Below are 26,270 nucleotides of genomic sequence, written 5' to 3'. Positions count from 1 at the left end.
GCGGGAAAAACCCTCGCCCCGGGGCCGAATGGGTGCGCGCGCAGGTCGAAGGGTCGCGACCGTTGGATCCGGGGCGGTGCAGGCGGATCGCGTTGATCGGGGAAACCTACGATCAGGTGCGCGACGTGATGATCATGGGCGACAGCGGGATCATGGCCTGTTCACCGCCAGATCGTTGCCCCAAATGGAAGGCCAGTGAACGCAAGCTGATCTGGCCCAATGGGGCCGAGGCGCAGGTGTTTTCGGCCCATGAACCCGAGGCTTTGCGTGGGCCGCAGTTTGACGGTGCCTGGGTCGATGAACTGGCCAAATGGAAAAAATCCGAGGACACGTGGGACATGCTGCAATTTGCCCTGCGTTTGGGCGAGCATCCTCAGGTTTGTGTCACCACGACACCGCGTAATGTTGGTGTGCTCAAGAGACTGCTGGCCGCGCCGTCGACGGTGTCCACCCATGCCCCCACTGAAGCAAATCGCGCCAATCTGGCGGCGAGCTTCCTTGAGGAGGTGCGCGCGCGGTATGCGGGCACGCGCCTGGGGCGTCAGGAACTGGACGGTGTGCTGCTGAGCGATTTGGAAGGCGCGCTGTGGTCGGGGGACATGCTGGACCGGGCGCGCTGCGCGGATGTGCCGGAGTTGGGCCGGATCGTTGTGGCATTGGATCCGTCGGTGACGTCTGGCGAAAACGCCGATGCCTGCGGGATCGTGGTGGCAGGGGCCGTTATGCAGGGGCCGCCGCAGGATTGGTGCGCCTATGTGCTGGCCGATTGCACGGTCAAGGGCGCCGGGCCGGTGGGATGGGCCCGTGCGGCCATCGCCGCCATGGAGACCCATGGGGCCGAACGGCTGGTGGCGGAGGTCAACCAGGGGGGGCAACTGGTGGAGGAAGTGCTGCGCCAGGTCGACCCGCTGGTGCCCTACAAGGCCGTGCACGCGGCGCGCGGCAAGGTCGCCCGGGCCGAGCCCGTGGCCGCGCTCTATGAACAGGGGCGGGTGCGGCATTTGGACGGGCTGGAGGCGCTGGAGGATCAGATGGGCCAGATGACTGCGCGCGGATATGAGGGGCAAGGATCGCCCGACCGGGTGGATGCGCTGGTCTGGGCGCTGCATGAGTTGATGATCGCACCCGCGGCGCAGTATCGCCGTCCGCGCATGCGGGTCTTGTAAGGCCGGGCACTGCCAGGAGCACCGAACGGTTCATTTCAATCAAATTAGCAAAGACGCGGCATAACCGTTTTCAACAGAGCGGGGAACCGCAGGCCAGTTGGCGGCAAAGACTTTTGAGGAGCATCAAACATGGTATTGGAATTCTTGCGTCGCAAAATAGAGACGCAGGCCCCGGAGCAAAAGGCAAGCGCCACCGGGCCGGTCGTGGCCTATCACGGCGCCGGCCGCGTGGCCTGGAGCCCGCGGGACACTGTTTCGCTGACCAAGACGGGATTTTCGGGTAATCCGGTCGGGTTTCGCTCGGTCAAGCTGATCGCCGAGGCGGCAGCGGCCCTTCCGCTGGTGTTGCAGGACAGCGCACGCCGCTATGAAACGCATCCGGTTCTGGGGCTGATCAGCCGGCCCAACCTGGCACAGGGGCGGGCCGAGTTGATGGAGGCGTTGTTTGGTCAGTTGCTATTGACTGGCAATGCCTATGTCGAGGCCGTTTCCGGGGAGGGAGCGCTGCCGCTGGAGCTGCACGTGCTGCGTTCGGACCGGATGCGTGTGGTACCGGGCAATGACGGCTGGCCGGTGGCCTATGAATACGCGGTGGGCGCGCGCAAGCATCGGTTTGATGCGACAGGGGCAGTATCGCCGGTCTGTCACGTCAAAAGCTTTCATCCGCAGGACGACCATTACGGATTTGCCCCATTGCAGGCGGCGGCGATGGCGGTGGATGTGCATAACAGCGCGTCACGCTGGTCGAAATCCTTGCTGGACAACGCGGCGCGGCCCAGCGGGGCGCTGGTCTATCGCAGCGCGGACGGGCAGGGCGCGATGGCCGAAGATCAGTTCCAACGCCTGTCGAGCGAAATCGAGGCCAATTATCAGGGGGCCCGCAATGCCGGACGCCCGATGGTTCTGGAAGGCGGGTTGGATTGGAAGCCCATGGGCTTTTCCCCAAGTGACATGGAGTTTCAGAAGACCAAGGATGCCGCAGCGCGCGAGATTGCGCTTGCGTTCGGGGTGCCTCCGATGCTGCTCGGGATTCAAGGGGATGCGACCTATGCCAATTACCAGGAGGCGAACCGGGCGTTTTTCCGCCTGACGGTATTGCCGCTGGCAACGCGGGTGGCGTCCGTCCTGTCGGACTGGCTGTCGCAATTCACCGGCGAGGCGCTTGAGTTGAAACCGGATCTCGATCAGGTGCCGGCGCTGGCCGCGGAGCGGGATGCGCAATGGTCGCGGGTCACGTCAGCCGACTTTCTGACCGATGCGGAAAAGCGGTCGTTGCTGGGTTTGCCAGTTCTGCCCGAAGGCGGCGCAGATGAGTGAACGATGGCCCAATTACGAACCCTTTGAATGTGCGCCGGGATTGCGGTTGGCGGCACATGAGCGGGTGAGCCAGATACATCAGGACAACCTGAACCGGCGACTGGACCGGCTGGATGAAATGATCGAGCGACTGGAGAAGCGGATGTGGCTGGCGGTGTACGGGGTGGCCGCGGCGATCCTGGCCCAGGCGCTGGATTCCCTGATCTCCGTGGCGCCCTGACGCGCAAGTTATGCAGATAAAGGAGAGTGCCATGGAAATGGACACCGGACTGGAACACAAGTTCGCCCGGTTTGGCGACGGGCTGAGCATCACCGACGCGGCCGAGATCGAAGGCTATGCCAGTCTGTTCGGTCAGGCCGACCAGGGCGGCGACATCGTGCAGAAAGGCGCCTATGCGGCGTCGATCCAGGCGCTGACCACGGTGGGGCAGCGGGTCAAGATGCTGTGGCAGCATGATCCGGCGCAACCTATCGGCCTGTGGACCGAGGTGCGCGAGGATGCGCGTGGTCTGTGGGTGAAGGGCCGCTTGCTGGACTGCACCCAGAAGGGGCGCGAAGCCGCCGCCCTGATTGCGGCCGGAGCGATTGACGGGCTGTCGATCGGATACCGTACCCGCAAGGCGGCAAAGAATGAAAAGGGCCAGCGGCTCTTGACGGAACTGGAGCTTTGGGAGGTGTCGCTGGTGACCTTTCCGATGCTTCCCAGTGCGCGGGTGGAGGCCAAGGGCGATGAGCCGGCAGCCGACACTGCCCTGCGCGAATTGGCGGCGGCCTTTGACGGGGCGCGGCTGGAGCTGGCGCGCCGGTAAACGCGCCTTTCTCTCACACTCAAACAGGATGTTCTGATGAGCAAGACCGAGACGAAGGCTCGGACCGGGGAAGATATGTCTCCGGTTCATGAGGTGAAGCAGGCTGTGTCCGGCTTCGTGAGCAACTTCAAAGACTTCCGTGACGAAATTCAAACCAAACTTCAACAAACAGAAGAGCGACTGACCATGCTGGATCGTAAATCAAACATCGCGGCGCGTCCGCATCTGTCGGCCGAGAATGAGGCCGGCGCCCCGCACAAGAAGGCGTTCAATGCCTATTTGCGCTCCGGTGAGGACGACGGGTTGCGCGGTCTGGAAATCGAAAGCAAATCGCTGTCCACGGCGGTCAACAGCGACGGCGGTTACCTGGTGGATCCGCAAACGGCTGACACGATTCAGTCGGTTCTGAAATCCACCGCGTCGATCCGGTCGATCGCAAAGGTCGTCAATGTCGAGGCGACCACCTTTGATGTGCTGATTGACCATACGGAACTTGGCGCGGGCTGGGCGACCGAGACTGCTGCCTCGGTTGAAACCGGCACGCCGCAGATCGACCGGATTACCATCCCGCTGCATGAGCTGAGCGCTTTGCCCAAGGCATCGCAGCGCCTTCTGGATGACAGCGCCTTTGACGTCGAAGGCTGGCTGGCCGAGCGGATCGCGGACAAATTCTCGCGTGCCGAGGCCGATGCGTTCATCAACGGTGATGGCATCGACAAGCCGCGCGGCATCATGAACCATCCGGCGGTGGACAACGATGTCTGGACCTGGAGCAATATCGGCTACGTGCCCACGGGCGTGGACGGCGATATTGGCGGCGGCGACGCAATTGTCGATCTGGTCTATGCACTGGGCGCGCAATACCGTGCCAACGCGACATTCGTGATGAATTCGAAAACCGCCGGTATCGTGCGCAAGCTGAAGGATGCCGATGGCCGGTTTCTGTGGAGCGATGGCTTGGCGGCGGGTGAGCCCGCGCGTCTGATGGGCTATCCAGTGGTGGTGGCCGAAGATATGCCGGACGCGGCGAGCGGGTCGTTCCCGGTTGCCTTTGGTGACTTCAGCGCCGGGTACACCGTTGCTGAACGACCTGACCTGCGTGTTCTGCGTGATCCGTTCAGCGCCAAGCCGCATGTCCTGTTCTATGCCACCAAACGTGTGGGCGGGGATGTGTCGGACTTTGCGGCGATCAAACTGCTGAAATTCGGCCTGTCCTAACCGGGCGCCGGATGCAGGGCCGGGCTACTGGCCCTGCGGTGGGCGCGTGTCACCAGAACCCCTCCATGTTGTCTAGCTGCTCCCCTCCGTCCGAGCAATGTGGAGCGGCGCGCGTCCGCCATCGGGAGATGGTCATCCCGGAGGGATCCGAGCTTGCGGAGTGAATACATGATGTTGATCGAAGAGACCGCCGTGCCGGATACGGCATTGCCGGTGACACAGTTCAAGTCGCATCTGCGACTGGGAACTGGGTTTGGCGAAGATGATCTTCAGGAGCCGGTTCTGACCGGGTTTCTGCGGGCCGCAATTGCAGCAATCGAGGCGCGCACCGGAAAGGCGCTGATCGAGCGCGCGTTTTCCTGGTCGTTGACCGAATGGCGCGATCCGACGGGCCAGGTGCTGCCGATTGCACCGGTTTCGAGCCTGACCGAGGTGGCGATACTGGACGTGCAAGCAGGCGAAACCCTGCATCCGCTGAGCCTGTTCCGGTTGGAACAGGACAGCCAGCGCCCCAAACTGCACCCGGTTGGGGCGCTGTTGCCCACGGTGCCGACCGGCGGATCGATCCGGATCGGGTTCCTGGCCGGGTTCGCACCGGATTGGGCAGGGGTGCCGGCTGATCTGGGGCAGGCCGTGCTGCTGCTGGCGGCGCACTACTATGAGTACCGCCACGAAACCGGGCTGAGCGATGGCTGCATGCCCTTTGGCGTTACCAGCCTGATTCAGCGATATCGCCCGATGCGATTGACGCCGGGATACGGCCAATGAGCGGGCCGCGCCTGAACCGTAAGCTGGTGTTGGAAACACCCCAGCGCCTGCCGGATGGCGCCGGCGGGTTCACGGAAATCTGGGTGCCGATGGGTGATCTTTGGGCCGAGGTTTCCGCGCGCACGGGACGCGAACGGGGGGAGGCCGGGCTGCCGGTTTCGGCGGTCAGCTACACCATCGTGGTGCGGTCTGCGCCGGTCGGTGCCGCATCGCGCCCGATGCCCCAGCAGCGGTTTCGCGACGGAAGCCGGGTCTTTGTGATCCAGGCGGTGGCCGAACGGGACCAGGACGGCAGGTATCTGACCTGTTTCGCCGATGAGGAGGTCGTTGCATGAGTTATGCCATGAGTTCTGCCTTGCAGGCGGCAGTTTACCAGCATCTGCAAAACGATGCCGGTGTCACGGCTTTGGTCGGGGGCGCGGTTTATGACGCGGTTCCGGCGGGCGACAAACCGGATATCTACGTCAGCCTGGGTCCGGAAGATGTACGGGACCGGTCGGACGTGACCGGGCAGGGTGCGCTCCACAGGTTTCTGGTGTCGGTGGTGACAGACGCCGCCGGGTTTACCGGGGCCAAGGCCGTGGCGGCGGCGATCAGCGATGCGATGGTCGACGCGGACCTGACGTTGAGCAGGGGACGGCTGGTGGGCCTGTGGTTCGAACGCGCCACGGCCCGGCGCGGCGGCAAGGCCGGGCGCATTCGTCGGATCGACCTGCGGTTTCGTGCCCGTGTCGAAGATAATTAACAAGCAACGTTTGGAGATACAGATATGGCTGCTCAGAACGGCAAGGACCTGTTGGTCAAAGTGGACATGACCGGGGACGGTCAGTTTCAAACCATTGCGGGGCTGCGTGCCACGCGTGTGAGTTTCAATGCGGAAACCGTCGATGTGACGACGCTGGAAAGCCAGGGCGGCTGGCGCGAGTTGCTGTCGGGCGCCGGTGTGCGATCTGCCGCTATTTCCGGGTCGGGCGTGTTCAGGGATGCTGGAACGGACGAGCGGGCGCGCCAGTTGTTCTTTGACGGCGAAACACCGGATTTTCAAGTGATCATTCCGGATTTCGGTATCGTCGAAGGCGCGTTTCAGGTGACGTCGATCGAGTATGCGGGCAGCCACGATGGCGAAGCGACCTATGAAATGTCGCTGGCCAGTGCCGGTGCGCTGACCTTTACGGCGATCTGATCCTATGGCCAATCCGTGGACGGGAGAGGTGGCCCTGGTCATCGATGGGCAGCGGCGGGTTCTCAAGCTGACGCTGGGGGCGTTGGCCGAACTGGAGCAGGCGGTTGAAACCGGAACGTTGTTGGAACTGGTCGAACGGTTCGAGGCGGGCGGGTTTTCGAGCCGCGATGTTCTGGCGCTGATCGTTGCCGGACTGCGTGGCGGTGGGGCCGATGTTGCGGCCGAGGATCTGATGTCGGCGGATATCGAGGGTGGTCCGATGGCTGCGGCGCGCGCGGCGGCGCAATTGCTGGCGCGCGCTTTCATGGTTCCGGGTGAGACTTGAGTGCCTTTGACTGGCCAGCCTTGATGCGGGCCGGGGTTCAGGGATTGCGCCTTACGCCAGAAGCGTTTTGGCGACTGACCCCGGCCGAACTCAGGCTGATGCTGGGCCAGGGCGGCGGCGAGGCGCCGCTATCGCGAACGGGGCTTGATGCACTGATGGCCGCCTATCCGGATAAACGACAAGGAGACGATCATGAGTGAACGTGACGGTATTTCCGATCTGGAAGACCAGGCTGACGCGCTGGAAGACAGCCTGAGCGCGGCCGCTGGCATGGCCGCCGGCTTTGACGGTGAATTGCGCCGGATGCGTGAATCCCTTGCCGCGACGGGCAAGGATGTTGCCACGCTGGAGCGTGGATTGTCCAAGGGGCTTAGGCGCGCGTTTGACGGGGTCGTCTTTGACGGCATGAAACTGTCGGATGCGTTGAAGACGGTCGCGCAGTCGATGATCGAAACCACGTATTCGGCAGCGATGAAGCCGATTGCGAGCCATCTTGGGGGTCTGATGTCCCAGGGCGCGAACAGCCTGGTCGAGGGGCTTTTGCCCTTTGCGAACGGGGCCAGTTTTGCGCAGGGGCGGGTTGTACCCTTTGCCACCGGCGGTGTCGTGAGTTCGCCCACCTATTTCCCGATGCGCGGTGCGACGGGCCTGATGGGCGAAGCCGGACCCGAGGCAATCATGCCGCTGGCCCGCGGGGCCGATGGCAAGCTGGGGGTGCGCGGCGCCCGGGGCGGCGGCGTTCAGGTCGTCATGAATATCACCACCCCTGATGTGCAGGGGTTTCAACGCAGCCAGGGGCAGATCGCGGCGCAGATGAGCCGCGCCCTGGGCCGTGGCAATCGCAACCGCTGAACCGTCTGGAGGGGAGAGACCGATGAACTTTCACGAAGTGAGATTTCCGACATCGCTGAGCTTTGGCTCGGTTGGCGGGCCGGAGCGGCGCACGGATGTGGTGACGCTGGCCAACGGATTTGAAGAGCGTAACACGCCTTGGGCGCATTCGCGTCGTCGCTATGACGCAGGTTTGGGAATGCGGTCGCTGGATGACATTGAAACACTGATCGCTTTTTTCGAAGCGCGCCGCGGACAGATGTACGGGTTTCGCTGGAAGGACTGGTCGGATTTCAAATCGGGCAAGGCGACGGGCGAGGCGCATTTCCAGGATCAGGTGATTGCTGTGGCCGACGGTGAAACGACAGTATTTCCGCTGGTAAAGACCTATCGCTCGGGCGAGTTCAGCTATGCCCGTCCGGTCACCAAGCCAGTGGCCGGCAGTGTACGCGTGGGGATCGAACAGGATGAGATGCGCGAAGAGGTGGACTATTCCGTGGATGTGACCACGGGGTTGATAACCTTTGCACAAGCGCCGGCAGTGACGATGTCGATCACTGCAGGGTTCGAATTTGACGTGCCGGTCCGCTTTGATGCCGATCGCATCCAGACCAGTGTCGCCAGTTTTCAGGCCGGTGACGTGCCAAATGTGCCCGTGGTCGAGGTGCGTGTGTGATGGCGGGTATGGATACAGCGTTTCAGGCGCATGTGCAGAGCGGGCTGACCACCCTGTGTCGGTGCTGGGCGATCACGCGCAGGGATGGGGTCGAATACGGGTTCACTGACCATGATCGCCCGCTCAGTTTTGAAGAAATAACGTTCAAAGCTGACACCGGCCTGTCGGCGATGGCCCTGCAAAAAGGCACCGGTCTTTCGGTTGATAACACCGAAGCGATCGGCGCGCTGAGCGATGTTGCTGTACGCGAGGCGGATATCGAGGCGGGGCGTTTTGACGGGGCCGAGGTGCGTGCCTGGCTGGTCAATTGGGATGACGTGTCCGTTCGCTGGCTTCAGTTTCGCGGAACAATTGGCGAGCTGCGCCGCAGTGGTGGGGCCTTTCAGGCCGAACTGCGCGGTTTGAGTGAGGCGCTGAACCGTCCGCTGGGACGGGTGTATCAGAAACCGTGTACCGCCGTTCTGGGAGACCGAAATTGCGGGTTCGATTTGAACGCCGCGGGCTACTGCGAAGAGCGGGCCGTTGATCGGGTCGAGTCTGCGCAAGTGCTGAGTTGGGCCGACTTGAACGGGTTTGAGCCGGACTGGTTCGCCCGGGGCAGATTGACGGTTCTGTCGGGTGCCGCGCAGGGGCTTTGGGGGATCATCAAGCGGGATTGGCAGAATGAGGCCGGGCGCCATATCGAGCTGTGGGAGCCGATCCGAGGCGCGGTTACAGCAGGCGATGTCGTGCGGCTGGATGCCGGGTGCGACAAGCGAATGGAAACCTGTCGGCTGAAGTTCAACAACCTGATCAATTTCCAGGGCTTTCCCGATATTCCGGGCGAAGACTGGGTCATGTCGGTGCCAAAGCAGACGGGCGCCAATGCGGGCGGGAGCCGCCGCTGATGGTTGGGGGAAAAGAAATTGTTGACGTGGCGCGGAGCTGGATCGGGACGCCCTACCGGCATCAGGCCGCGTGCCGGGGGGCTGGAGCCGATTGTCTTGGTCTGGTGCGCGGTGTTTGGCGTGAGGTGTTGGGCCGGGAACCCGAAACGGTGCCGGCCTATTCCATGGACTGGTCCGAACCACAGGGACAAGAAGCCTTGTGGGACGCCGCCGCGCGACATCTGGTTGAAAAACCTGTGTGCGCGATCGAGCCGGGCAATGTCATCCTGTTTCGCATGCGTGCCGGAGCGGTCGCAAAGCATCTGGGTATTGTATCCCGAACGGATTCCGTCGGGGCGTTCATCCATGCCTATACGCGCCACGGCGTGATCGAGAGCTCGCTCAGTGCCCCATGGAAAAGACGGATCGTGGCGAGCTTTGAATTTCCCAGGGAGGTGCGCTGATGGCGACGATACTTCTTTCGGCCGCAGGTGCGGCCATTGGCGGATCGATTGGGGGGACGCTGGCCGGGTTGTCCTCGGTGGCAATCGGGCGCGCGGTTGGTGCAACACTGGGCCGCGTGATCGACCGGCGGTTGCTGGGGCTGGGGTCCGAGCCGGTCGAAACCGGCAAGGTCGAACGGTTTCGCCTGACCCAGGCAAGTGACGGTGCGCCGATTGCACAGGTCTATGGGCGAATGCGGGTTGGGGGGCAGGTGATCTGGGCCTCGGATTTTCAGGAAAGTGCAAGGGTTAGCGGTGGTGGCAAAGGAGCGCCAAGTGCGCCCAAGACCACGCAGTACAGTTACACCGTGTCGCTAGCGATTGCCGTCTGTGAGGGCGAAATCGCCAGCATCGGTCGCGTTTGGGCCGACGGCGAAGAAATTGCGGGCGATGATCTGAACCTGCGTGTTTACACCGGGACACGCGACCAGTTGCCCGATCCGGTCATGGAAGCCATCGAGGGGCCCGGACTGGTGCCGGCCTATCGCGGAACGGCCTACGTGGTGATGGAAGACCTGCAACTGAGCGCCTTTGGCAATCGCATACCGCAGTTTTCCTTTGAGGTGGTGCGGCAAGAGCAAGCAGATTCAACCACCCAAGAGGACGATCTGGCGCGTCTGGTACAGGGCGTGACCCTGATCCCCGGAACGGGAGAATATGTGCTGGCCACGACCCCTGTGTTTCACTCGGACGGTCCGGGCAGCCAATGGGCGGCCAACATGAATTCCCCCTCTGGCAAAAGCGATTTTGAAACCTCCTTCGAGACTTTGGACGAAGAGCTGGGAAATTGTGATGCGGCGTCGCTGGTCGTGTCGTGGTTTGGCAATGACCTGCGATGCGGTCAATGTCGGCTTGTCCCAAAGGTCGAGCGGGCAGAGATTGAAGGGCGCAATATGCCGTGGTCTGTGGCTGGTGAGACACGGGCCGCAGCCGGAGAAATGGCTCAGGTCGAAGGTCGCCCGATCTATGGCGGTACGCCGTCGGATGCGTCGGTCGTTGAGGCAATTCGACATATGAATGCCGCCGGAAAACGGGTGATGTTTTATCCGTTCATTCTGATGGAGCAGCAAGTTGGAAACGGACTGCCTGATCCGTGGAGCAGCGCGGAGGACCAGCCACATCTGCCATGGCGCGGGCGCATCACGCTGTCTATCGCACCGGGCCGGGATGGAAGTCCCGACGGGTCTGCGGCGGCGGATGCCGAGGTTTCGGCGTTCTTTGGAACAGCGAGCGCGTCTGATTTCACAATTGGCGATGGGATCGTTGCCTATACTGGACCTGCCGAATGGGGCCTGAGGCGCTTTATCCTGCATTATGCGGCCCTGTGCGCGGCGGCCGGGGGCGTTTCGGCCTTTTGCATTGGTTCGGAACTGCGCGGGCTGACGCAGATTCGGGGCGCCGGCGGGTTTGTGGCAGTTTCGGAATTGAAGGCTCTTGCGGCGGAGGTGCGTCAGTTGCTGGGCCCCGAGACCAAGATTGGATATGCGGCGGACTGGTCGGAATATTTCGGGTATCAGCCCCAGGACGGCAGCGGCGATCGGTATTTCCATCTTGATCCGCTGTGGGCCGATCCGGAGATCGATTTTGTTGGTATCGACAACTACATGCCCGTATCCGACTGGCGAGAGGGTCACAATCACCTGGATGCCAACAACGATTGGAACAGCATTTACGATCTGTCCTATCTGAAGGCCAATGTCGAAGGTGGCGAAGGATATGATTGGTATTATCATTCGCCCGAGGCCCGGGCCGCACAGATCAGGACGCCGATTTCGGATGAAGATCACGGCGAACCTTGGGTCTGGCGATACAAGGATGTGAAATCCTGGTGGCAAAACCGACATCATGAGCGCATAGGCGGTATTCGTCAGGACGCCGCGACCGCCTGGCAGCCCGAGTCCAAGCCGATCTGGTTTACCGAACTGGGCTGCGCTGCGGTCGACAAGGCAACCAACGAGCCGAACAAGTTTCTGGATCCTAAATCGTCGGAATCCAGTCTGCCGCAGTTCTCGAACGGTCGACGGGATGATTTCATTCAAAGGCAATATCTGCGTGCGGTTCTGGGCTATTGGCGCGAGGATGGAGCCAATCCGGTTTCGCAGATCTATGGCGGCGACATGATCGATTTGCGCAACGCTTATGTCTGGGCCTGGGATACCCGGCCTTACCCGGCGTTTCCCAATAACTGTGACCTTTGGAGCGATGGCGAAAACCATGCGCGGGGCCATTGGCTGAACGGGCGTGTCGGCGCGCGCAGCCTGTCCTCTGTCGTGGAAGAAATCTGTTTTCGGGCGGATTTACAGCAGATTGACGTTTCGCGCCTTTACGGGATCGTCCATGGCTACACGGTAGATCAGGTGAGCGATGCCCGCGCGGCACTGCAACCGCTCATGTTACGGTACGGGTTCGACGCGATAGAACGTGACGGCATTTTGCAGTTCGAAATGCGCGGCGCAAAACAGACGGTGGCGATTGACCGTGGCACCCTGGCCGACACCGATGAAATTGACGGGGCACTTGATCAAATCCGCGATGCCAACGCCGAAACCACAGGCCGTGTGCGGGTTCGCTTTGTTCAGGCGGGCGCGGATCACGACATTGTCGCTGAAGAGGCAGTCTTGCCCGACGAGGCGACCCATGCCGTTGCTACCACGGATTTGCCCCTGGCAATGACACGCGCCGAGGGCCGTCAGGTTGTCGAACGCTGGCTGACCGAGGCGCGCGTTTCGCGAGACAGCGTGAGATTTGCCCTGCCACCCTCGCAGCTGACTGTTGGGGCTGGGGACGTCGTCGAAATTTCGGCTGATGCAGGAGAGGGGCGGGCGCTTTATAGGATCGACCGGGTGGAACAGTCCGACCTGCAATTGATTGAAGCGGTCCGGATTGAACCCGAGGTGTATTCCCCGTCAGAGATGGCGGATGACACGCCGTCGCAATCCGGTTTCGTGTCACCGGTTCCTGTGTTGCCGCTTTTCCTGGATTTGCCCCTGCTGACCGGGGACGAAGTGCCCCACGCCCCGTATATCGCCGCGACATCCCGGCCCTGGCCGGGATCGGTGGCTATCTACGCATCGGCAACAGACGACAATTATGCGCTGAACGACACTTTTGCTGCGCGCTCTGTCATCGGCGTAACCGAGACGCCGCTGGAAAATGCGCCTGCGGGACTTTGGGATTCGGGTGCCGCCTTGCAGGTCAGGTTGATAAGCGGGGCACTGGAAACGCGGTCCGAGGCGGCGGTGCTGAACGGAGCCAACCTGGTCGCGATTGGGGACGGGTCGAGCGGCAATTGGGAACTTTTTCAATTTCAGCATGCGGAATTGATCGCACCTGAGACCTATTGGCTGACCTCGCGGTTGCGCGGTCAACTTGGGAGCGATGGGCTCATGCCGGATGTCTGGCCTGCCGGGTCATGGGTCGTGTTGCTGGATGGAACGCCGCAGCAGATCGAGCTGACCAGTGCGCAACGTCGCATTGCTCGACACTATCGCATTGGCCCGGCCCGTCGTGGTCTGGGGGATCCGTCTTATCGGCACCTGATCGAAGCCTTTGATGGAAATGGCTTGCGCCCCTATGCGCCCGCCCATCTGCTCAGTCTGCGCACTCCTTCGGGAGACATTGATCTGTCTTGGGTCCGCCGCACCAGAATTGACGGTGATAGTTGGGATCTGAGTGAGGTTCCGCTGGGCGAGGAAACCGAGCAATACCTCGTGCGCGTCAGGAAGGGTGCAACTCTTGTCCGTGAGGTGACAACGGGATCGGCGAACTGGGTGTATTCGCAGGCGATGCAATCCGAAGACGCAAGTGCCGCGGGCGATGAGGTCGAGGTGGCGCAGGTGTCCGCGCGTTACGGTCCGGGCCTTTTTGCCCGCACCACCATTCCGGGGTGAACAAGGATGCGCCCGGTTTTGCATGGAGATGTCAGCAGCGCGGCCCGCGCGCTGCTGAACGTCCCGCCCGCGGATCGCGCGGCGTTGTGTCATCGCCTGCTGCGCGAAGCGGAAGAAGCAGATCGATATGTCGCCCGGGTAGGGCGTCTGCATCCGATCTGGGGCAACGGATCGCTGATGTCGGCGGCGCGCAAACGGGTTCTTGCCAACGAGCCGACGTTTGACGATGCCGAATACTGCGGCTGTTTCGAGATGGTCTTGCAGGCGCTGGTACTGCGGCGGGTCACCCCCTTGCGCAGCTGATACATTTGGTTGTGGCGGGGTTCAGCTCAAGCCGTTTGACGGCGATTTCGTCACCGCAATCTTCGCAAAATCCGAATTCGCCCTCTTCGATACGCTCCAGGGCCTTTTTAAGATTGCGGGCTTCGATATCGCGTCGGTTTTGCTGCGCGACGGCCATGGCCTGGTTCTGAAGGGCATCCATCCGGCTAAGACGCCCAACGGCCTGCTGATCAAGCTGAACGATCGACTGGCCGTCTTCGCCCAATGCGTTTTCGTCCTCCAGTGCGGCCAATCGGGCGCGGATCAACCGGGGAAAACGTATTACTTCGCTCTCATTCATTTTCGAGATACCGTTCATCACAGCTTTGCGTTTGGCGATTTAGGCTTTAAGTGCCTATTCTAAGCGCAGCAGAGGATGGATGACCATGATTGAAACGCGCAAGAAAATCGCTCCGGTAGATCCGGTTTGGGATCGCATCACCGCCGAAGCGCAAGACGCCGTGCGGCAGGAACCGCTGATGGGCGGGCTGATCCATGCGTGCATCTTGCACCATCGCACGCTGGACAAGGCGCTGTCTTATCGCGTTGCGGCGAAGCTGTCGTCGAACGAGATGTCGATGTCGATCCTGCGCGAAATCGCGGATCAGGCCTATGCCGAGGCGCCGGACCTGGTTGATGCGGCGCGTGCCGATCTGGTTGCTGTCTACGAACGTGATCCGGCCTGCCACCGATTGTTGCAGCCAGTACTTTATTTCAAAGGCTATCAGGCGATGCAGTCCTATCGTATCGGCCACTGGCTCTGGAAGCGGGGCCAGCATGATCTGGCCTATTTCTTTCAGATGCGTGTGTCCGAGATTTTCGGTGTGGATATCCACCCCAACGCGAAGATCGGCAAAGGCATCATGATCGACCATGCCCATTCCATCGTGATCGGCGAAACCGCCGTGGTGGGCGACAACGTGTCGATGTTGCATTCCGTGACTTTGGGCGGGACCGGCAAGGAAGAAGAAGATCGCCACCCGAAAATCAGTGACGGTGTCCTGATCGGGGCAGGGGCCAAGATATTGGGGAATATAAATATTGGTCATTGCAGCCGTATCGCGGCCGGATCGGTGGTCTTGTCGGATGTACCGCCCTGCAAGACGGTTGCGGGTGTTCCGGCCAAGATCGTGGGCGAGGCCGGATGCGATCAGCCATCGGTCAAGATGGACCAGATGTTCGCCAGCGGGAAGTAATCGAAATTCGAAAACGAAAAGGGCGCCGATCTGTGATCAGCGCCCTTTTTTGCGTTTCGAGGTGTGCACTTGCGTCAGGCGAGCATGACCATCGGGTTTTCCAGGTTCTCGACAATCGCCTGCAAAAGCTGTGCGCCAAGGGCCCCGTCGATGACCCGGTGATCGACGGACAGGGTCACCGACATGACCGTGGCCACCGCGAGTTCGCCGTCTTTGCCGACCACGGGTTTCTTGACCCCGGCACCAACGGCCAGAATGGCCCCGTGCGGCGGATTGATGACTGCATCGAAGTTGTCGATCCCGAACATGCCAAGGTTGGAAATGGCAAAACTGCCGCCCTGGTACTCGTGCGGGGCGAGTTTGCGATCCCGCGCACGCGCCGCCAGATCTTTCATTTCCGCGGACAGGGCCGACAGCGATTTCATTTCGGCGTCTTTCAGAACCGGCGTGAACAGCCCGCCATCGATGGCGACGGCAACGGCAACGTCCGAAGGTTTCAGTTTCAGCATCCGGTCACCGGCCCAGACCGAATTGGCATCCGGAACCGATTGCAGCGCAAGCGCGCAGGCCTTGATGATGAAGTCATTGACGCTGAGCTTGACCCCGCGCCCGTCGAGCTGTGCGTTCAACTGACCGCGGAATTTCAACAGGGCGTCCAGTTTAATGTCCCGCCGCAGGTAGAAATGGGGGATCGATTGTTTGGCCTCGGTCAGGCGCGCAGCGATGGTCTTGCGCATGCCATCCAGCGGCACCTCTTCGTAGGTGCGCCCTTCGTACATTCGGGCCACCATATCTGCAGAGGGCCCGCTGGCCAGAGGGGCCGCCGTTGGAGCCTTTGCCGCATGTGCGCCGGGCGCGGTTGCTTTGGTGGCTGTTGGCGAAGCGCTGACGACATCCGCCTTCACGATCCGACCGCGCGGGCCGGAGCCCTTGACCTGGGCCAGGTCCAGCCTCTTGTCTGCCGCAATGCGCCGGGCCAGCGGGCTGGCGAAGATGCGATTGCCATCCGCAGCGGCAGGAGCAGGCGGAGCGGCCTTCTCGGGGGCCCCTTTGGAGGCCGCCTCGGCGCCCGCGTCGGCAGCGGGCGCTGCCTCCTGCGCGGGAGCGGCGGCTGTCGCACCTATATCGTCCGCGCTTTCCCCTTCGGCAAGCAGCACGGCGATGGTGGTGTTGACCTTGACGTTTTCGGAACCCTCGGCGATCAGGATCTTGCCGATCACGCCTTCGTCCACGGCTTCGAATTCCATCGTCGCCTTATCGGTTTCAATTTCGGCCAGCAGATCGCCGGAGGCGACGGTATCGCCTTCTTTCACCAGCCATTTGGCCAATGTGCCCTCTTCCATGGTGGGGGACAGGGCGGGCATCAGGATTTCGGTTGGCATGGCTCACGTGCTCCTTAACGATACGTGACTTGTTTCACGGCGGCGATCACCTCGTCGGTGGTGACCAGCGCGTGTTTTTCAAGATTGGCGGCATAGGGCATCGGGACATCCTTGCCGGTGCAGTTGATCACTGGCGCATCGAGATAATCGAATGCCTCCTGCATGATGACCGAACTGATGTAGTTGCCGACCGATCCCTGTGGCCAACCCTCCTCGACCGTCACACAGCGGTTGGTTTTCATCACCGATTTCAGAACCGTGCCGGTATCCATCGGGCGCAGGGTGCGCAGGTCGATCACCTCGGCCGAAATGCCGTCCTCGGCCAGCTTGTCAGCGGCTTCAAGCGCATATTGCATGCCGATGCCAAAGCTGACGATGGTGACATCGCTGCCTTCGCGCCAGATGCGGGCCTTGCCAAAGGGAACGGTGAAATCCTCGACATCGGGCACGTCAAAGCTGCGCCCGTAAAGAATTTCATTTTCCAGGAAGATCACCGGGTTCGGATCGCGGATGGCTGATTTCAGCAACCCCTTGGCGTCGGATGCCGAATAGGGCATCGCCACCTTGAGGCCGGGGATCTGCATGTACCAGGCGGCGTAATCCTGGCTGTGCTGGGCGCCCACACGGGCGGCGGCACCGTTGGGGCCGCGGAACACCATCGGTGCCCCCATCTGACCGCCGGACATATAGAGCGTCTTGGCCGCGGAGTTGATAATATGGTCAATCGCCTGCATGGCGAAGTTGAACGTCATGAATTCGACAATCGGACGCAATCCGGCAAAGGCAGCACCCACGGCGATCCCGGCGAACCCGTGTTCGGTGATCGGTGTGTCAATCACCCGCTTGCCACCGAATTCGTCCAGAAGCCCCTGGCTGATCTTGTAGGCGCCCTGATATTCAGCGACTTCTTCGCCCATCAGGTACACGTCGTCGCCGCGGCGCATCTCTTCGGCCATGGCATCGCGCAGGGCCTCGCGTACGGTTTGCTGCTTCATGGCGGTGCCTTCGGGCCAGTCCGGGGTCAGATCCGCAACGGGCGCAGCCGGAGCCGCGGCAGCCGCCGGGGCAGGGGCCGGCGCGGCGCTGGCGGCAGGCTCGGACGCCGAGGCCGCCTCGGGCATCGCATCGGCGCTTTCGCCTTCTTCCAACAGAACCGCGATCGCAGTGTTGACCTTGACGTTCTCGGTGCCTTCGGCAATCAGGATTTTCCCGATCACGCCTTCATCGACGGCCTCGAACTCCATCGTGGCCTTGTCGGTTTCGATCTCGGCCAGGATGTCGCCGGACGATACGGTATCGCCTTCCTTGACGAGCCATTTGGCCAATGTGCCTTCTTCCATTGTGGGCGAGAGGGCGGGCATCAGAATTTCGGTTGCCATTGGTCTTTCCTCCCTCAGGCCGTCGCCGGTTCGGCGTAGATGTCGGTCCACAGCTCTTCAAGCGGCGGCTCGGGGCTGTCCTTGGCAAAATCGGCCGAGGCGTTCACGATTTCCTTGATCTCCTTGTCGATCTCTTTCAGCTGATCTTCGGTGGCCTGTTTGCCCTTCAGCAGCGCGCTGCGCACCTGTTCGATCGGGTCGCGCTCTTCGCGCATCTTCTGCACCTCTTCGCGGGTCCGGTATTTTGCCGGGTCCGACATCGAATGCCCGCGATATCGGTATGTCTTGATTTCCAGGATGAAGGGACCCTTGCCCGAACGGCAGTGCGCGACGGCCTTTTCACCGGCGTCCTTAACGGCCAGGACATCCATCCCGTCAACGATCTGGCCGGGGATGCCAAAGGGTTCGCCGCGTTTGTAGATATCTTCGGTCGAGGTCGAACGTTTCTGCGACGTGCCCATGGCATACTGGTTGTTCTCGATCACGAAAATCACCGGCAACGCCCACAGGGCGGCCATGTTGAACGCCTCATACACCTGACCCTGGTTGGCCGCGCCATCGCCAAAATAGGTGAAGGTTACGCGCCCGTTTTCCTTGTACTTGTCCGCAAAGGCCAGACCGGCGCCCAGCGGCACCTGTGCGCCGACGATCCCGTGGCCGCCATAAAAATGCTTGTCCTTGGAGAACATGTGCATCGACCCGCCTTTACCCTTGGAGTAGCCGCCGATGCGTCCGGTCAGTTCCGCCATGACGCCATTCGGGTCCATCCCACAGGCCAGCATGTGACCGTGATCGCGGTACGAGGTGATGCGTTTGTCGCCTTCTTCGGCGGCAGCCTCAAGGCCGACAACAACGGCTTCTTGCCCGATGTACAAATGGCAGAAACCGCCGATCAGACCCATGCCATAAAGCTGACCTGCCTTTTCCTCGAATCGGCGGATCAACAGCATGCTACGATAATGTTCGAGAAGCTCTTCGGTAGAAACGTCTGGTTTCTTTGTACTTTTTCGGGTCGCCATAACGCGGAACTCCCCCTCCGGAAATAATAGTTTAGCGTTAAACTATTTAATAAGGGATTTCGACCCGGCTGGCGAGGGGTTAAATGACGCGGCGTCGGACCGAAGTCAGCGGATCACGATTTCATCGGCGCGCAGCAGTCCCAGAATCGAACGGGACTGCTGATCCAGCAGATCAAGATCAAGGTAGTCGTCCGACAGGCGGCGCGTCAGGTTTTCCATTGAAGCGATCTGGGCATTCAGCGCGGTCAGGTCTTTTGAAAGCGCATCCGCCTCGGCCGCAATCTCCACCCGGCGAAACAGCCCGTAATTCCCCTGCACGGCGGCGAAGGTGAAATAGGCGCTCAGCGCAAAGGCCGTCGCGAAAAAGAGGAAACCACCAAAACCGGGTCGGAACGAACGTGTCAAACTCAACTGCCTCATATGCGCTCTGTTGGCGCTTTAGCACACTATGGCACAGGGGATTCGCCGTGTGAATCCCCGTTTTTAAAAATCTTATGACTATTCAAGGCTGTGGCGGAAAAGACTCGGGTCTTATCCTGCCACGGAGGCCGAATAAATGCTGTCGATGGTTGCCGCCAGCGTGGTGTTGAATTCCCCGTCGTTTTGACCTGCCGACAGGCCTTCGGTCAGGGCGCGCGAGAAGGACGCAATCATGCCGGTGTTCTGGGCAAGGCGCTTGTTCGCCTCGTCCCGGCTGTACCCGCCCGACAGCGCCACGACGCGCATGACGCGGGGGTGTTCGATCAGTGACTTATAATGGTTGGCCTTTTCCGGCAGCGTCAGTTTCAGCATGACCTTTTGATCGTCGGGCAGGGCGTCCAGACGGCGGGTCAGTTCACCCAAAAGGATATCTTCGGCCGCGGCCTTGTCGGCGATGCTGATCGTAACCTCGGGTTCGATGATCGGCACGAGGCCTTTCGCCAGTACCTGTGCGCCAACGTCGAATTGCTGATCGACAATGGCCGCGATGCCACTGGGGGAGGCGGCGTCGATGACGGACCGCATCTTGGTGCCGAAAATCCCTGCGGCATTGGCGCGGTCCAGCAGGGCGTCGAGATCAGGCATCGGTTTCATCATCCGCACGCCGTTTTCCTCGTCCGCCAGCCCCTTGTCGATCTTCAGGAAGGGCACGACCCGGCGGTCTTCCCACAGGAACTGTGCCGACGGCTTGCCGTTGATCTTGCGGTCCATGGTCTGTTCGAACAGGATTGCGCCGACAATCCGGTCGCCGGAAAAGGCAGGCGCGTTGACGATCCGGCTGCGCATGGCATGGATCAGGTCGAACATTTCCTGCTCGTTGCCGTATTCGCTTTCGTCCACGCCATAGAGTTTGAGCGCCTTGGGCGTCGACCCGCCGCTTTGATCGAGAGCCGCGATAAACCCGTCACCCGAGGTCATTTGTTCTGCCTGAATAGATTTGGACATGTTCTTTCACTCGCGTTGCGGGGCCGTGGGCCGGTTCAGCCGAAAACAGGGCCGTGGTGGACAATCCTCGCGGTCTTAGGATAGGCGCGGTTGGGTTTCAATGTTGGTGGCGCTAACAGCCCCGACTATCCGCCCAGGGCGGCGACACCGGGCAATGTCTTGCCCTCCATCCACTCCAGAAACGCGCCGCCGGCGGTTGAAATATAGGTGAAATCCTCGGCGGCCCCGGCCTGATTGAGGGCCGCAATCGTATCGCCGCCTCCAGCGACGCTGGTCAGGGTGTCGGCGCGGGTCAGTTCGGCGGCCTTGCGGGCCGCGGCATTGGTGGCGGCATCAAAAGGCGGGATTTCAAAGGCCCCCATCGGCCCGTTCCAGATCAGGGTGCGCGCGGCTTCAAGGGCGGTGGCGATGCGGGCCACCGTGTCGGGCCCCGCGTCCAGGATCATCGCATCGGCAGGGCAGGCATCGGCGGCAACGGTTTCGTTCTCGGCCCCTTCCTTGAACTCGCGCGCGACCACGACATCGCTGGGCAGCAGGATCGCACATCCCGCCGCGTCCGCCTTGGCCATGATCTCGCGGGCGGTGTCGGTCATGTCGTGCTCACACAGCGATTTGCCCACATCCACGCCCTGCGCGGCCAGAAAGGTGTTGGCCATGCCGCCGCCAATCACCAATGTATCGACCTTGGCCACAAGGTTGCCCAGCAGTTCCAGCTTGGTCGATACTTTCGCCCCCCCAACGACGGCGACAACCGGGCGCACCGGCTTGCTCAGGGCCGCTTCCAGCGCGCTCAGTTCGGCCTGCATCAGACGGCCCGCACAGGATGGTAGCAACCGGGCCACGCCCTCGGTCGAGGCATGCGCGCGATGGGCGGCGGAAAAGGCGTCGTTGCAATAGATGTCCCCAAGTTCGGCAAACTCGGCGGCCAGGTCCGGATCGTTCTTTTGCTCGCCGGGATGGAACCGGGTGTTTTCCAACAGCAGGACTGACCCGTCTGCCAGTGCCGCGACAGCAGCCTGTGCCGCATCGCCCCGGCAATCGGCGCAGAAACTGACCGGCACGTCAAACGCGGCCTCCAATGCGGGCACGAGCGGGCGCAGCGACATTTCGGGCACGTGTTTGCCCTTGGGGCGTCCGAAGTGGGCCAGAAGAATGGGGCGCCCGCCCGCGGCCAGAATATCACGCATGGTCGGCACAAGGCGCAGGATACGGGTGTCATCGGTCACGCGCCCGTCCTCGACCGGCACGTTCACATCCACGCGCACCAGAACCCGTTTTCCCTGCAGTTCCATATCGTCCAGCGTGTTCCAGCCCATACTCATCCCTTTCCTCAGCGTTCAGGGCGGTTCTTCCCCCATTTGGCCGCAAGGCGTCAATGCCTCACTTGGCATTCACGCCCTTCGGCCTTAGGTATTTGCCAAACCAATATAACAGGAGGGCCCCATGGCCGACATCAAAGACCCGGAAAACACGATCCTGATGGAGCTCAAGGACGGCACCGTCGTGATCGAACTGCTGCCCGATGTGGCCCCAAAGCATGTCGAGCGGATGAAGGAACTGGCCCGCTCGGGTGCCTATGACAACGTCTGCTTTCACCGCGTGATCGATGGGTTCATGGCTCAGACCGGCGATGTGCAGCATGGCGATATGGAAGACGGGTTCAACATCCGCATGGCGGGCACGGGCGGTTCGGACCTGCCCAACGTTCCGGCCGAGTTTTCGAAACTGCCCCATGATCGCGGTACACTGGGCGCGGCCCGTTCGGCCAATCCCGACAGCGCGAATTCCCAGTTCTTCATCAACTTCAAGGACAACCATTTCCTGAATGGCCAGTATACCGTCTATGGCCGGGTGATTTCGGGGATGGAGCATGTGGACGCCATCACCAAGGGCGAGCCACCCGCGGACCCCGACCGGATGGTCAGCGTCAAGGTGGCCGCAGATGCGTAACCTGATCGCGGCTGCGCTGATTGCCGTTGCCAGCCCCGCCCTGGCCACGGGTCTTCAGATCGAGGTCGAAGGCGAGGGTGCCAACGGCACCATCACCATCGACCTGCTTGAGGATGTCGCCCCCAACCACGCCGCCCAGATCGCCGCGCTTGCGGCCGAAGGGGCCTATGACGGCGTGGTTTTTCACCGTGTGATCGATGGCTTCATGGCCCAGACCGGCGACGTTCAGTTCGGGAAGTTGGGTGATGACATGCGCCGCGCCGGGATGGGCAAATCCGAACGTCCCAACGTGAACGCCGAATTTTCGGCCGTTCCGTTTGATCGTGGCGTCGTCGGCATGGCGCGCAGCCAGAACCCGAACAGCGCCAATAGCCAGTTCTTTATCATGTTCGATGCCGGGCATTTCCTGAACGGCCAGTACACGGTTATCGGCCGTGTGACCGACGGAATGGATGTCGTCGATGCGATCAAGCGCGGCAAAGGGGCTAATGGTTCCGTGATCGGCCAGCCGGATGTGATGAAAAAGGTCACTGTCACCGAGTGAGGACAACAGCCTCTGAGACATTACAAAGCCCCGGTCCTGCGCCGGGGCTTTTTTCTTGGCCCTTCTCGAGGGAAGAGGCCCGAAACAGAAAACGGGCGCCGCAGAAAATCCCGGGCGCCCGTTCAAATTAAATTTTGGTCCTGGTTCAGGACGCCGGTGTCTTGGCCGCGGCGGGATTGGCTGTCGCCTTTCCGGCGCCTCCGGGGCTCAGCGGGTCGTCCTGACGCTGCACCGATCCTTCGAAATGCGCACCGCTTTCGATCGCGATGGTCTTGTGGATGATGTCACCCTCGACCCGCGCGGTCGATGTCAGACGCACTTTCAAACCGCGCACACGGCCCACGATGCGGCCATTCACGACGACGTCGTCGGCAACCACTTCGCCTTTGATGGTGGCGGTTTCGCCGATGGTCAGCAGATGCGCGCGAATGTCGCCTTCGACGGTGCCTTCGACCTGAATGTCACCGCTGGTCTTGATATTGCCCGTGATGTGCAGATCGTTCGACAGGGTCGACGCCGGCGGTTTCGGCTTGGGCGTGCTCGCCTTGAAGTCGCCCTGTGCCGGCGCCGGCGGTGCCGACGTCGGGGAAGCGACCGGCTTTGCCTCGTCAGCGCTCTTGGAGCCGGGCTCGTTTATTTTGCTCTTTGAAAACATTGTTCGCAGCCTTGATGTAGATCATGGGGTTAACGGGTGTTCCGTTCACTCGTACTTCGTAGTGAAGGTGGGTGCCGGTCGACCGTCCGGTGCTACCCATATCAGCAATGTGATCCCCACGCGAGACCCTTTGACCGACCTTCACGTTTAAGCGTGAATTATGCGCGTACAGCGTTTCGATACCGAAATCGTGACGGATTTTGACAAGCTTGCCAAAGCCCGATTGCCATCCCGCATGAATGACGACACCGTCCGCGGTGGCGTGAATGTTGGTACCATGCGCGCCCGCAAAGTCGGAGCCGTTGTGCATTCGTCGGCCGCCTGTCTTGGGGTCGCGGCGGTATCCAAACCCGCTTGTATACCGCACGGCGGCGCGCACGGGGCTTGCAAAGGGCGCCTTTTCGGCGGCAATGCGGTACATGTTCAGCATGTCCATCTGCGTCAGCAGCTTGTTGGCACGCAACTCGTCAGGCGACGGTTCTTCGCCGCGCGTGGTGAACGACAGCGGCATCAACGGGCCGCCCTGACCGCTGTATCCGCGACGGATTTCATCCAGCAATTTGTCCGTGGGCATGCCCGCACTGCGGAACATCGCATCCAGCGGTTCTACCGAAATCGTCATTGCCTCTTCCAACTGGCGGAAAATGTGGTCGTTCTTTTCCTGCAGCAGCTTCAGTTCCAGTTCCATGTCGGCGCGCTGGTCCAGCGCATATTGTGCCTCGGCCAGGATCTGATCGCGTTCCTGTGCGGTCTGTTCCAGCGCCTCGGCCATAAAGCTCAGCGGCGCGGGGTTGGCGGCGGCTAGTGCGGTTGCATCGCCGCTTTCGTCCTGCGCCTTTTCCATATCGGCCAGCGCGACGCGAATTGCCTCGCGCTCTTTCATTGTCTTGCGCAGCGTTGTCTGAATCACGCCGATTCCGGTCTCAAGCTCGTTGCGGCGGGTTTCCGAGGCCAGCAATTCCGATTGCATGACCGACACCTGCGTCAGCGCGGCATTGAATCGTTCCTGTGCGGCCAACGCTTCCTGCGCGCGGGCATCCCGTTCGGACGACAGGGCGTTCAGACGGTCCTGATAATTACGCTGGTCCCGGATCGCCTGTTCGCGGAAATTACCGGCACCGATGTTGTCCATCAGGATGACGGCCGTGGCCACGATTGCCCAGGCAACGACAGCCGCAATGCCCAAAGAGGCGAGCAACTGCGTTTCCGATCGCAACCGGATAAACCGGGTGTCCGTTTCGGACTTCAGAAATAACCGGCGTTCAGGAAAAAGTTTTTCCAGAATTGCATGAGTCTTGATTGCCAGACGTGTCCGCACGCGCTGTTCCTTGTCCCATCCCAATTTCGGCGCTCAGTCCCCAAGTTTCCGACGCCTTGGGGTCACTGAATAACGACAGCACATTATTTGGGCAACCCGCACGAAGGGCCCGAAGACGAAACGTCGCAAATTGGCGTAAAACCGCCGATCTTCAAAGCGTTGCCGCGATAAACTGCACATGGCAATCAACGGTCAGTTTTGGGCGCTTTCCCGAGGGTCATCTTCTGTCAGCGGCCAGTAGAAGTCAGGGGGGAGTCCGGCTTCGGCGCGTTTTTCCTCATTGAAAGGTGGTTTCAGTGTGCTGTGGAAATAGCGCCGGACAAGGTCGTGAAACACCTCTTTGGGATCGGCATTTTCGCGCCCACACAGGAAATGAAACCATTTCGATCCATAAGCCACATGCGCCACTTCTTCGGAATAGATTGTTTCCAATGCACTGACCGCGTGATCGACGCCAGCCTTGCGAAACAGCTCGATCATCCCCGGCGTGACGTCCAGACCGCGCGCCTCAAGCACCATGGGCACAACGGCAAGGCGGCCCATCAGATCCTCGGCCGTATCTTCGGCAGCGCGCCACATGCCGGCGTGGGCGGGCAGGGCGCCGTAGTGGCTGCCCAGGTCCTCAAGGCAGTCGCACATCAGGTTGAAATGGCGCGATTCATCATCGGCGGCTTTTACCCAGTCATCGAAAAACCCGATCGGCATCGGGACATGCGAGAACCGCGCAATGATATCCCAATGCAGATCGACGGCGTTCAGTTCGATATGCGCCACTGCATGCAGCAACGCGATGCGCCCGGCGGGTGAGCCGGGACGGCGGCGCGGCACGTCGCGAGGCGATAGCAATTCGGGCGTGTCGGGACGGGCCGGGTGCATCGGCGGTCTGGCCGTGCCAACCTCGATCACCGGCCCGTCACCCGCCCGCGCGGCAAACCACGCCGCGGCATGTCGGTGCGACAGGGCCGTCTTGGCGCGTCCGTCGGCGGTGGTCAGAACCTCAACCGCCATTTCAGCGAGGGTCATGGTCACAGGGCGCGCACCGCCTCGAGAACCTCTTCCACGTGGCCGGGGACTTTGACCTTGCGCCACACCTTTGCGATCTTGCCTTCGGCGTCGATCAGGAATGTGCTGCGCTCGATCCCCATGAATTTCTTGCCGTACATATTCTTTTCCTTCCACACGCCATAGTCTTCGCATGTGGTGCCGTTTTCATCCGACAAAAGCGGCGTTGTCAGGTCATGCTTGGCAACGAATCTGTCATGGCTATCGACGCTGTCTTTGGACAGGCCGAACACCTGCGCCCCGGCATCGGCAAACGCCTGCAAATCCGTGGAAAAGCCGATGGATTCCTTGGTGCAACCCGGCGTATCATCCCGAGGATAGAAAAACAGAACCACGGCACCGCCGCGCAGATCGGACAGGGTGACAGACCCGCCACCGTCGCGGGGCAGGGTGAAATCGGGGGCGACATCGTTGACTTCAGGCATTAATCGGCTCCATGGCTTTTCATCGGAAGTGAGTTTCATAAT

The 26,270-nt window shown here is 61.3% G+C and carries 31 protein-coding genes; 20 read left to right on the top strand and 11 right to left on the bottom strand.

The genetic code is table 11. The annotated features are described in order from the left end of the window. From ACXYMO_RS03210 to ACXYMO_RS03130, 17 genes are all read left to right on the top strand, one after another. A partial coding sequence (locus tag ACXYMO_RS03210) for a DNA-packaging protein (protein ID WP_458877209.1) occupies window positions 1-1,166 on the top strand: 1,166 nt, incomplete at its 5' end. Between the two features lie 129 nt (window positions 1,167-1,295). Further along, complete coding sequence (locus tag ACXYMO_RS03205; RefSeq protein ID WP_458877208.1) at window positions 1,296-2,483, top strand: phage portal protein; 1,188 nt, start codon at window positions 1,296-1,298, stop codon at window positions 2,481-2,483. Then, window positions 2,476-2,703: a GTA head formation protein, RCAP_rcc01685 family gene (locus ACXYMO_RS03200; protein WP_458877207.1), complete on the top strand. Its 228-nt coding sequence runs from the start codon at window positions 2,476-2,478 to the stop codon at window positions 2,701-2,703. The genes ACXYMO_RS03205 and ACXYMO_RS03200 overlap by 8 nt, the downstream gene beginning before the upstream one ends. 31 nt (window positions 2,704-2,734) lie before the next feature. Continuing rightward, on the top strand, window positions 2,735-3,292 hold the full coding sequence (locus ACXYMO_RS03195) for an HK97 family phage prohead protease (RefSeq protein ID WP_458877206.1): 558 nt from the start codon (window positions 2,735-2,737) through the stop codon (window positions 3,290-3,292). Window positions 3,293-3,328: 36 nt separating this feature from the next. Continuing rightward, complete coding sequence (locus tag ACXYMO_RS03190) at window positions 3,329-4,510, top strand: phage major capsid protein (protein ID WP_458877205.1); 1,182 nt, start codon at window positions 3,329-3,331, stop codon at window positions 4,508-4,510. 168 nt (window positions 4,511-4,678) lie between these two features. Next, window positions 4,679-5,278 carry a head-tail connector protein gene (locus ACXYMO_RS03185; protein WP_458877204.1) on the top strand — a complete coding sequence of 200 codons (600 nt, stop codon included), beginning with the start codon at window positions 4,679-4,681 and terminating at the stop codon, window positions 5,276-5,278. Next, a complete protein-coding gene (locus ACXYMO_RS03180) occupies window positions 5,275-5,613 on the top strand; it encodes a head-tail adaptor protein (RefSeq protein ID WP_458877203.1) in 339 nt (112 codons plus the stop codon). The genes ACXYMO_RS03185 and ACXYMO_RS03180 overlap by 4 nt, the downstream gene beginning before the upstream one ends. Next, window positions 5,610-6,023: a DUF3168 domain-containing protein gene (locus ACXYMO_RS03175; protein WP_458877202.1), complete on the top strand. Its 414-nt coding sequence runs from the start codon at window positions 5,610-5,612 to the stop codon at window positions 6,021-6,023. The genes ACXYMO_RS03180 and ACXYMO_RS03175 overlap by 4 nt, the downstream gene beginning before the upstream one ends. A 24-nt stretch (window positions 6,024-6,047) precedes the next feature. Then, the gene (locus ACXYMO_RS03170; protein ID WP_458877201.1) at window positions 6,048-6,461 is read left to right on the top strand and encodes a phage major tail protein, TP901-1 family; all 414 of its coding nucleotides are present in this window, start codon (window positions 6,048-6,050) and stop codon (window positions 6,459-6,461) included. A 4-nt stretch (window positions 6,462-6,465) separates the two neighbouring features. Then, window positions 6,466-6,786: a gene transfer agent family protein gene (locus tag ACXYMO_RS03165; RefSeq protein ID WP_458877200.1), complete on the top strand. Its 321-nt coding sequence runs from the start codon at window positions 6,466-6,468 to the stop codon at window positions 6,784-6,786. Beyond that, window positions 6,783-6,986, top strand: coding sequence for a rcc01693 family protein (locus tag ACXYMO_RS03160; RefSeq protein WP_458877199.1), 204 nt, complete (start codon window positions 6,783-6,785; stop codon window positions 6,984-6,986). The genes ACXYMO_RS03165 and ACXYMO_RS03160 overlap by 4 nt, the downstream gene beginning before the upstream one ends. Continuing rightward, a complete protein-coding gene (locus ACXYMO_RS03155) occupies window positions 6,979-7,638 on the top strand; it encodes a phage tail tape measure protein (protein WP_458877198.1) in 660 nt (219 codons plus the stop codon). The genes ACXYMO_RS03160 and ACXYMO_RS03155 overlap by 8 nt, the downstream gene beginning before the upstream one ends. Window positions 7,639-7,660: 22 nt before the next feature. Further along, window positions 7,661-8,293, top strand: a complete 633-nt coding sequence (locus ACXYMO_RS03150; RefSeq protein ID WP_458877197.1) for a phage distal tail protein, Rcc01695 family — start codon at window positions 7,661-7,663, stop codon at window positions 8,291-8,293. Further along, the gene (locus ACXYMO_RS03145) at window positions 8,293-9,180 is read left to right on the top strand and encodes a DUF2163 domain-containing protein (protein WP_458877196.1); all 888 of its coding nucleotides are present in this window, start codon (window positions 8,293-8,295) and stop codon (window positions 9,178-9,180) included. Before ACXYMO_RS03150 ends, ACXYMO_RS03145 begins: the two co-directional genes overlap by 1 nt. Next, window positions 9,180-9,623 carry an NlpC/P60 family protein gene (locus tag ACXYMO_RS03140; protein WP_458877195.1) on the top strand — a complete coding sequence of 148 codons (444 nt, stop codon included), beginning with the start codon at window positions 9,180-9,182 and terminating at the stop codon, window positions 9,621-9,623. Before ACXYMO_RS03145 ends, ACXYMO_RS03140 begins: the two co-directional genes overlap by 1 nt. After that, window positions 9,623-13,552: a baseplate multidomain protein megatron gene (locus ACXYMO_RS03135; protein WP_458877194.1), complete on the top strand. Its 3,930-nt coding sequence runs from the start codon at window positions 9,623-9,625 to the stop codon at window positions 13,550-13,552. Before ACXYMO_RS03140 ends, ACXYMO_RS03135 begins: the two co-directional genes overlap by 1 nt. A 6-nt stretch (window positions 13,553-13,558) precedes the next feature. Further along, window positions 13,559-13,855, top strand: coding sequence for a DUF7742 family protein (locus tag ACXYMO_RS03130; protein WP_458877193.1), 297 nt, complete (start codon window positions 13,559-13,561; stop codon window positions 13,853-13,855). Here the strand turns inward: ACXYMO_RS03130 and ACXYMO_RS03125 are convergent. Next, window positions 13,836-14,192 carry a TraR/DksA family transcriptional regulator gene (locus ACXYMO_RS03125; protein WP_458877192.1) on the bottom strand — a complete coding sequence of 119 codons (357 nt, stop codon included), beginning with the start codon at window positions 14,190-14,192 and terminating at the stop codon, window positions 13,836-13,838. The two genes, ACXYMO_RS03130 and ACXYMO_RS03125, sit on opposite strands and share 20 nt — an antisense overlap. Window positions 14,193-14,259: 67 nt before the next feature. On the opposite strand from ACXYMO_RS03125, the gene cysE reads away from it, so the two are divergent. Continuing rightward, window positions 14,260-15,069 (top strand): serine O-acetyltransferase, encoded by an 810-nt coding sequence (gene cysE, locus ACXYMO_RS03120; RefSeq protein ID WP_458877880.1) that lies wholly within the window; start codon window positions 14,260-14,262, stop codon window positions 15,067-15,069. Window positions 15,070-15,143: 74 nt separating this feature from the next. On the opposite strand, the gene ACXYMO_RS03115 is transcribed toward cysE, so the two are convergent. From ACXYMO_RS03115 to ACXYMO_RS03090, 6 genes are all read right to left on the bottom strand, one after another. After that, window positions 15,144-16,451, bottom strand: a complete 1,308-nt coding sequence (locus ACXYMO_RS03115; protein ID WP_458877191.1) for a pyruvate dehydrogenase complex dihydrolipoamide acetyltransferase — start codon at window positions 16,449-16,451, stop codon at window positions 15,144-15,146. Window positions 16,452-16,465: 14 nt separating this feature from the next. Continuing rightward, window positions 16,466-17,830 (bottom strand): pyruvate dehydrogenase complex E1 component subunit beta, encoded by a 1,365-nt coding sequence (locus ACXYMO_RS03110; RefSeq protein WP_458877190.1) that lies wholly within the window; start codon window positions 17,828-17,830, stop codon window positions 16,466-16,468. Between the two features lie 14 nt (window positions 17,831-17,844). Then, window positions 17,845-18,849 carry a pyruvate dehydrogenase (acetyl-transferring) E1 component subunit alpha gene (gene pdhA, locus ACXYMO_RS03105; RefSeq protein WP_458877189.1) on the bottom strand — a complete coding sequence of 335 codons (1,005 nt, stop codon included), beginning with the start codon at window positions 18,847-18,849 and terminating at the stop codon, window positions 17,845-17,847. Between the two features lie 105 nt (window positions 18,850-18,954). Beyond that, entirely contained in the window at window positions 18,955-19,254 is a 300-nt protein-coding gene (locus ACXYMO_RS03100; RefSeq protein WP_458877188.1) for an FtsB family cell division protein, read from the bottom strand. A 126-nt stretch (window positions 19,255-19,380) separates the two neighbouring features. Continuing rightward, complete coding sequence (locus tag ACXYMO_RS03095; protein WP_458877187.1) at window positions 19,381-20,274, bottom strand: fructose bisphosphate aldolase; 894 nt, start codon at window positions 20,272-20,274, stop codon at window positions 19,381-19,383. Window positions 20,275-20,399: 125 nt separating this feature from the next. Then, complete coding sequence (locus tag ACXYMO_RS03090; RefSeq protein WP_458877879.1) at window positions 20,400-21,590, bottom strand: phosphoglycerate kinase; 1,191 nt, start codon at window positions 21,588-21,590, stop codon at window positions 20,400-20,402. Window positions 21,591-21,717: 127 nt separating this feature from the next. Between ACXYMO_RS03090 and ACXYMO_RS03085 the strand changes: the two genes are divergently transcribed. After that, window positions 21,718-22,224, top strand: a complete 507-nt coding sequence (locus ACXYMO_RS03085) for a peptidylprolyl isomerase (RefSeq protein ID WP_458877186.1) — start codon at window positions 21,718-21,720, stop codon at window positions 22,222-22,224. Then, the gene (locus ACXYMO_RS03080) at window positions 22,217-22,768 is read left to right on the top strand and encodes a peptidylprolyl isomerase (protein ID WP_458877185.1); all 552 of its coding nucleotides are present in this window, start codon (window positions 22,217-22,219) and stop codon (window positions 22,766-22,768) included. The genes ACXYMO_RS03085 and ACXYMO_RS03080 overlap by 8 nt, the downstream gene beginning before the upstream one ends. Before the next feature lie 145 nt (window positions 22,769-22,913). Here ACXYMO_RS03080 and ACXYMO_RS03075 read toward each other — a convergent pair whose 3' ends face one another. The 4 genes from ACXYMO_RS03075 to ACXYMO_RS03060 all read right to left on the bottom strand — a co-directional run bounded on the left by ACXYMO_RS03075 (window position 22,914) and on the right by ACXYMO_RS03060 (window position 26,228). Next, the gene (locus tag ACXYMO_RS03075) at window positions 22,914-23,423 is read right to left on the bottom strand and encodes a bactofilin family protein (RefSeq protein WP_458877184.1); all 510 of its coding nucleotides are present in this window, start codon (window positions 23,421-23,423) and stop codon (window positions 22,914-22,916) included. Further along, window positions 23,377-24,741 (bottom strand): DUF5930 domain-containing protein, encoded by a 1,365-nt coding sequence (locus ACXYMO_RS03070; protein WP_458877183.1) that lies wholly within the window; start codon window positions 24,739-24,741, stop codon window positions 23,377-23,379. Before ACXYMO_RS03070 ends, ACXYMO_RS03075 begins: the two co-directional genes overlap by 47 nt. A gap of 192 nt (window positions 24,742-24,933) precedes the next feature. Further along, window positions 24,934-25,764 (bottom strand): ferritin-like domain-containing protein, encoded by an 831-nt coding sequence (locus ACXYMO_RS03065; protein ID WP_458877182.1) that lies wholly within the window; start codon window positions 25,762-25,764, stop codon window positions 24,934-24,936. Between the two features lie 2 nt (window positions 25,765-25,766). Continuing rightward, window positions 25,767-26,228, bottom strand: coding sequence for a peroxiredoxin (locus tag ACXYMO_RS03060; RefSeq protein WP_458877181.1), 462 nt, complete (start codon window positions 26,226-26,228; stop codon window positions 25,767-25,769). Window positions 26,229-26,270 lie beyond the last annotated feature (42 nt).

This window comes from Arenibacterium sp. CAU 1754 (genome assembly GCF_054482635.1).
This window is presented reverse-complemented; position numbering and strand designations above follow the sequence as displayed.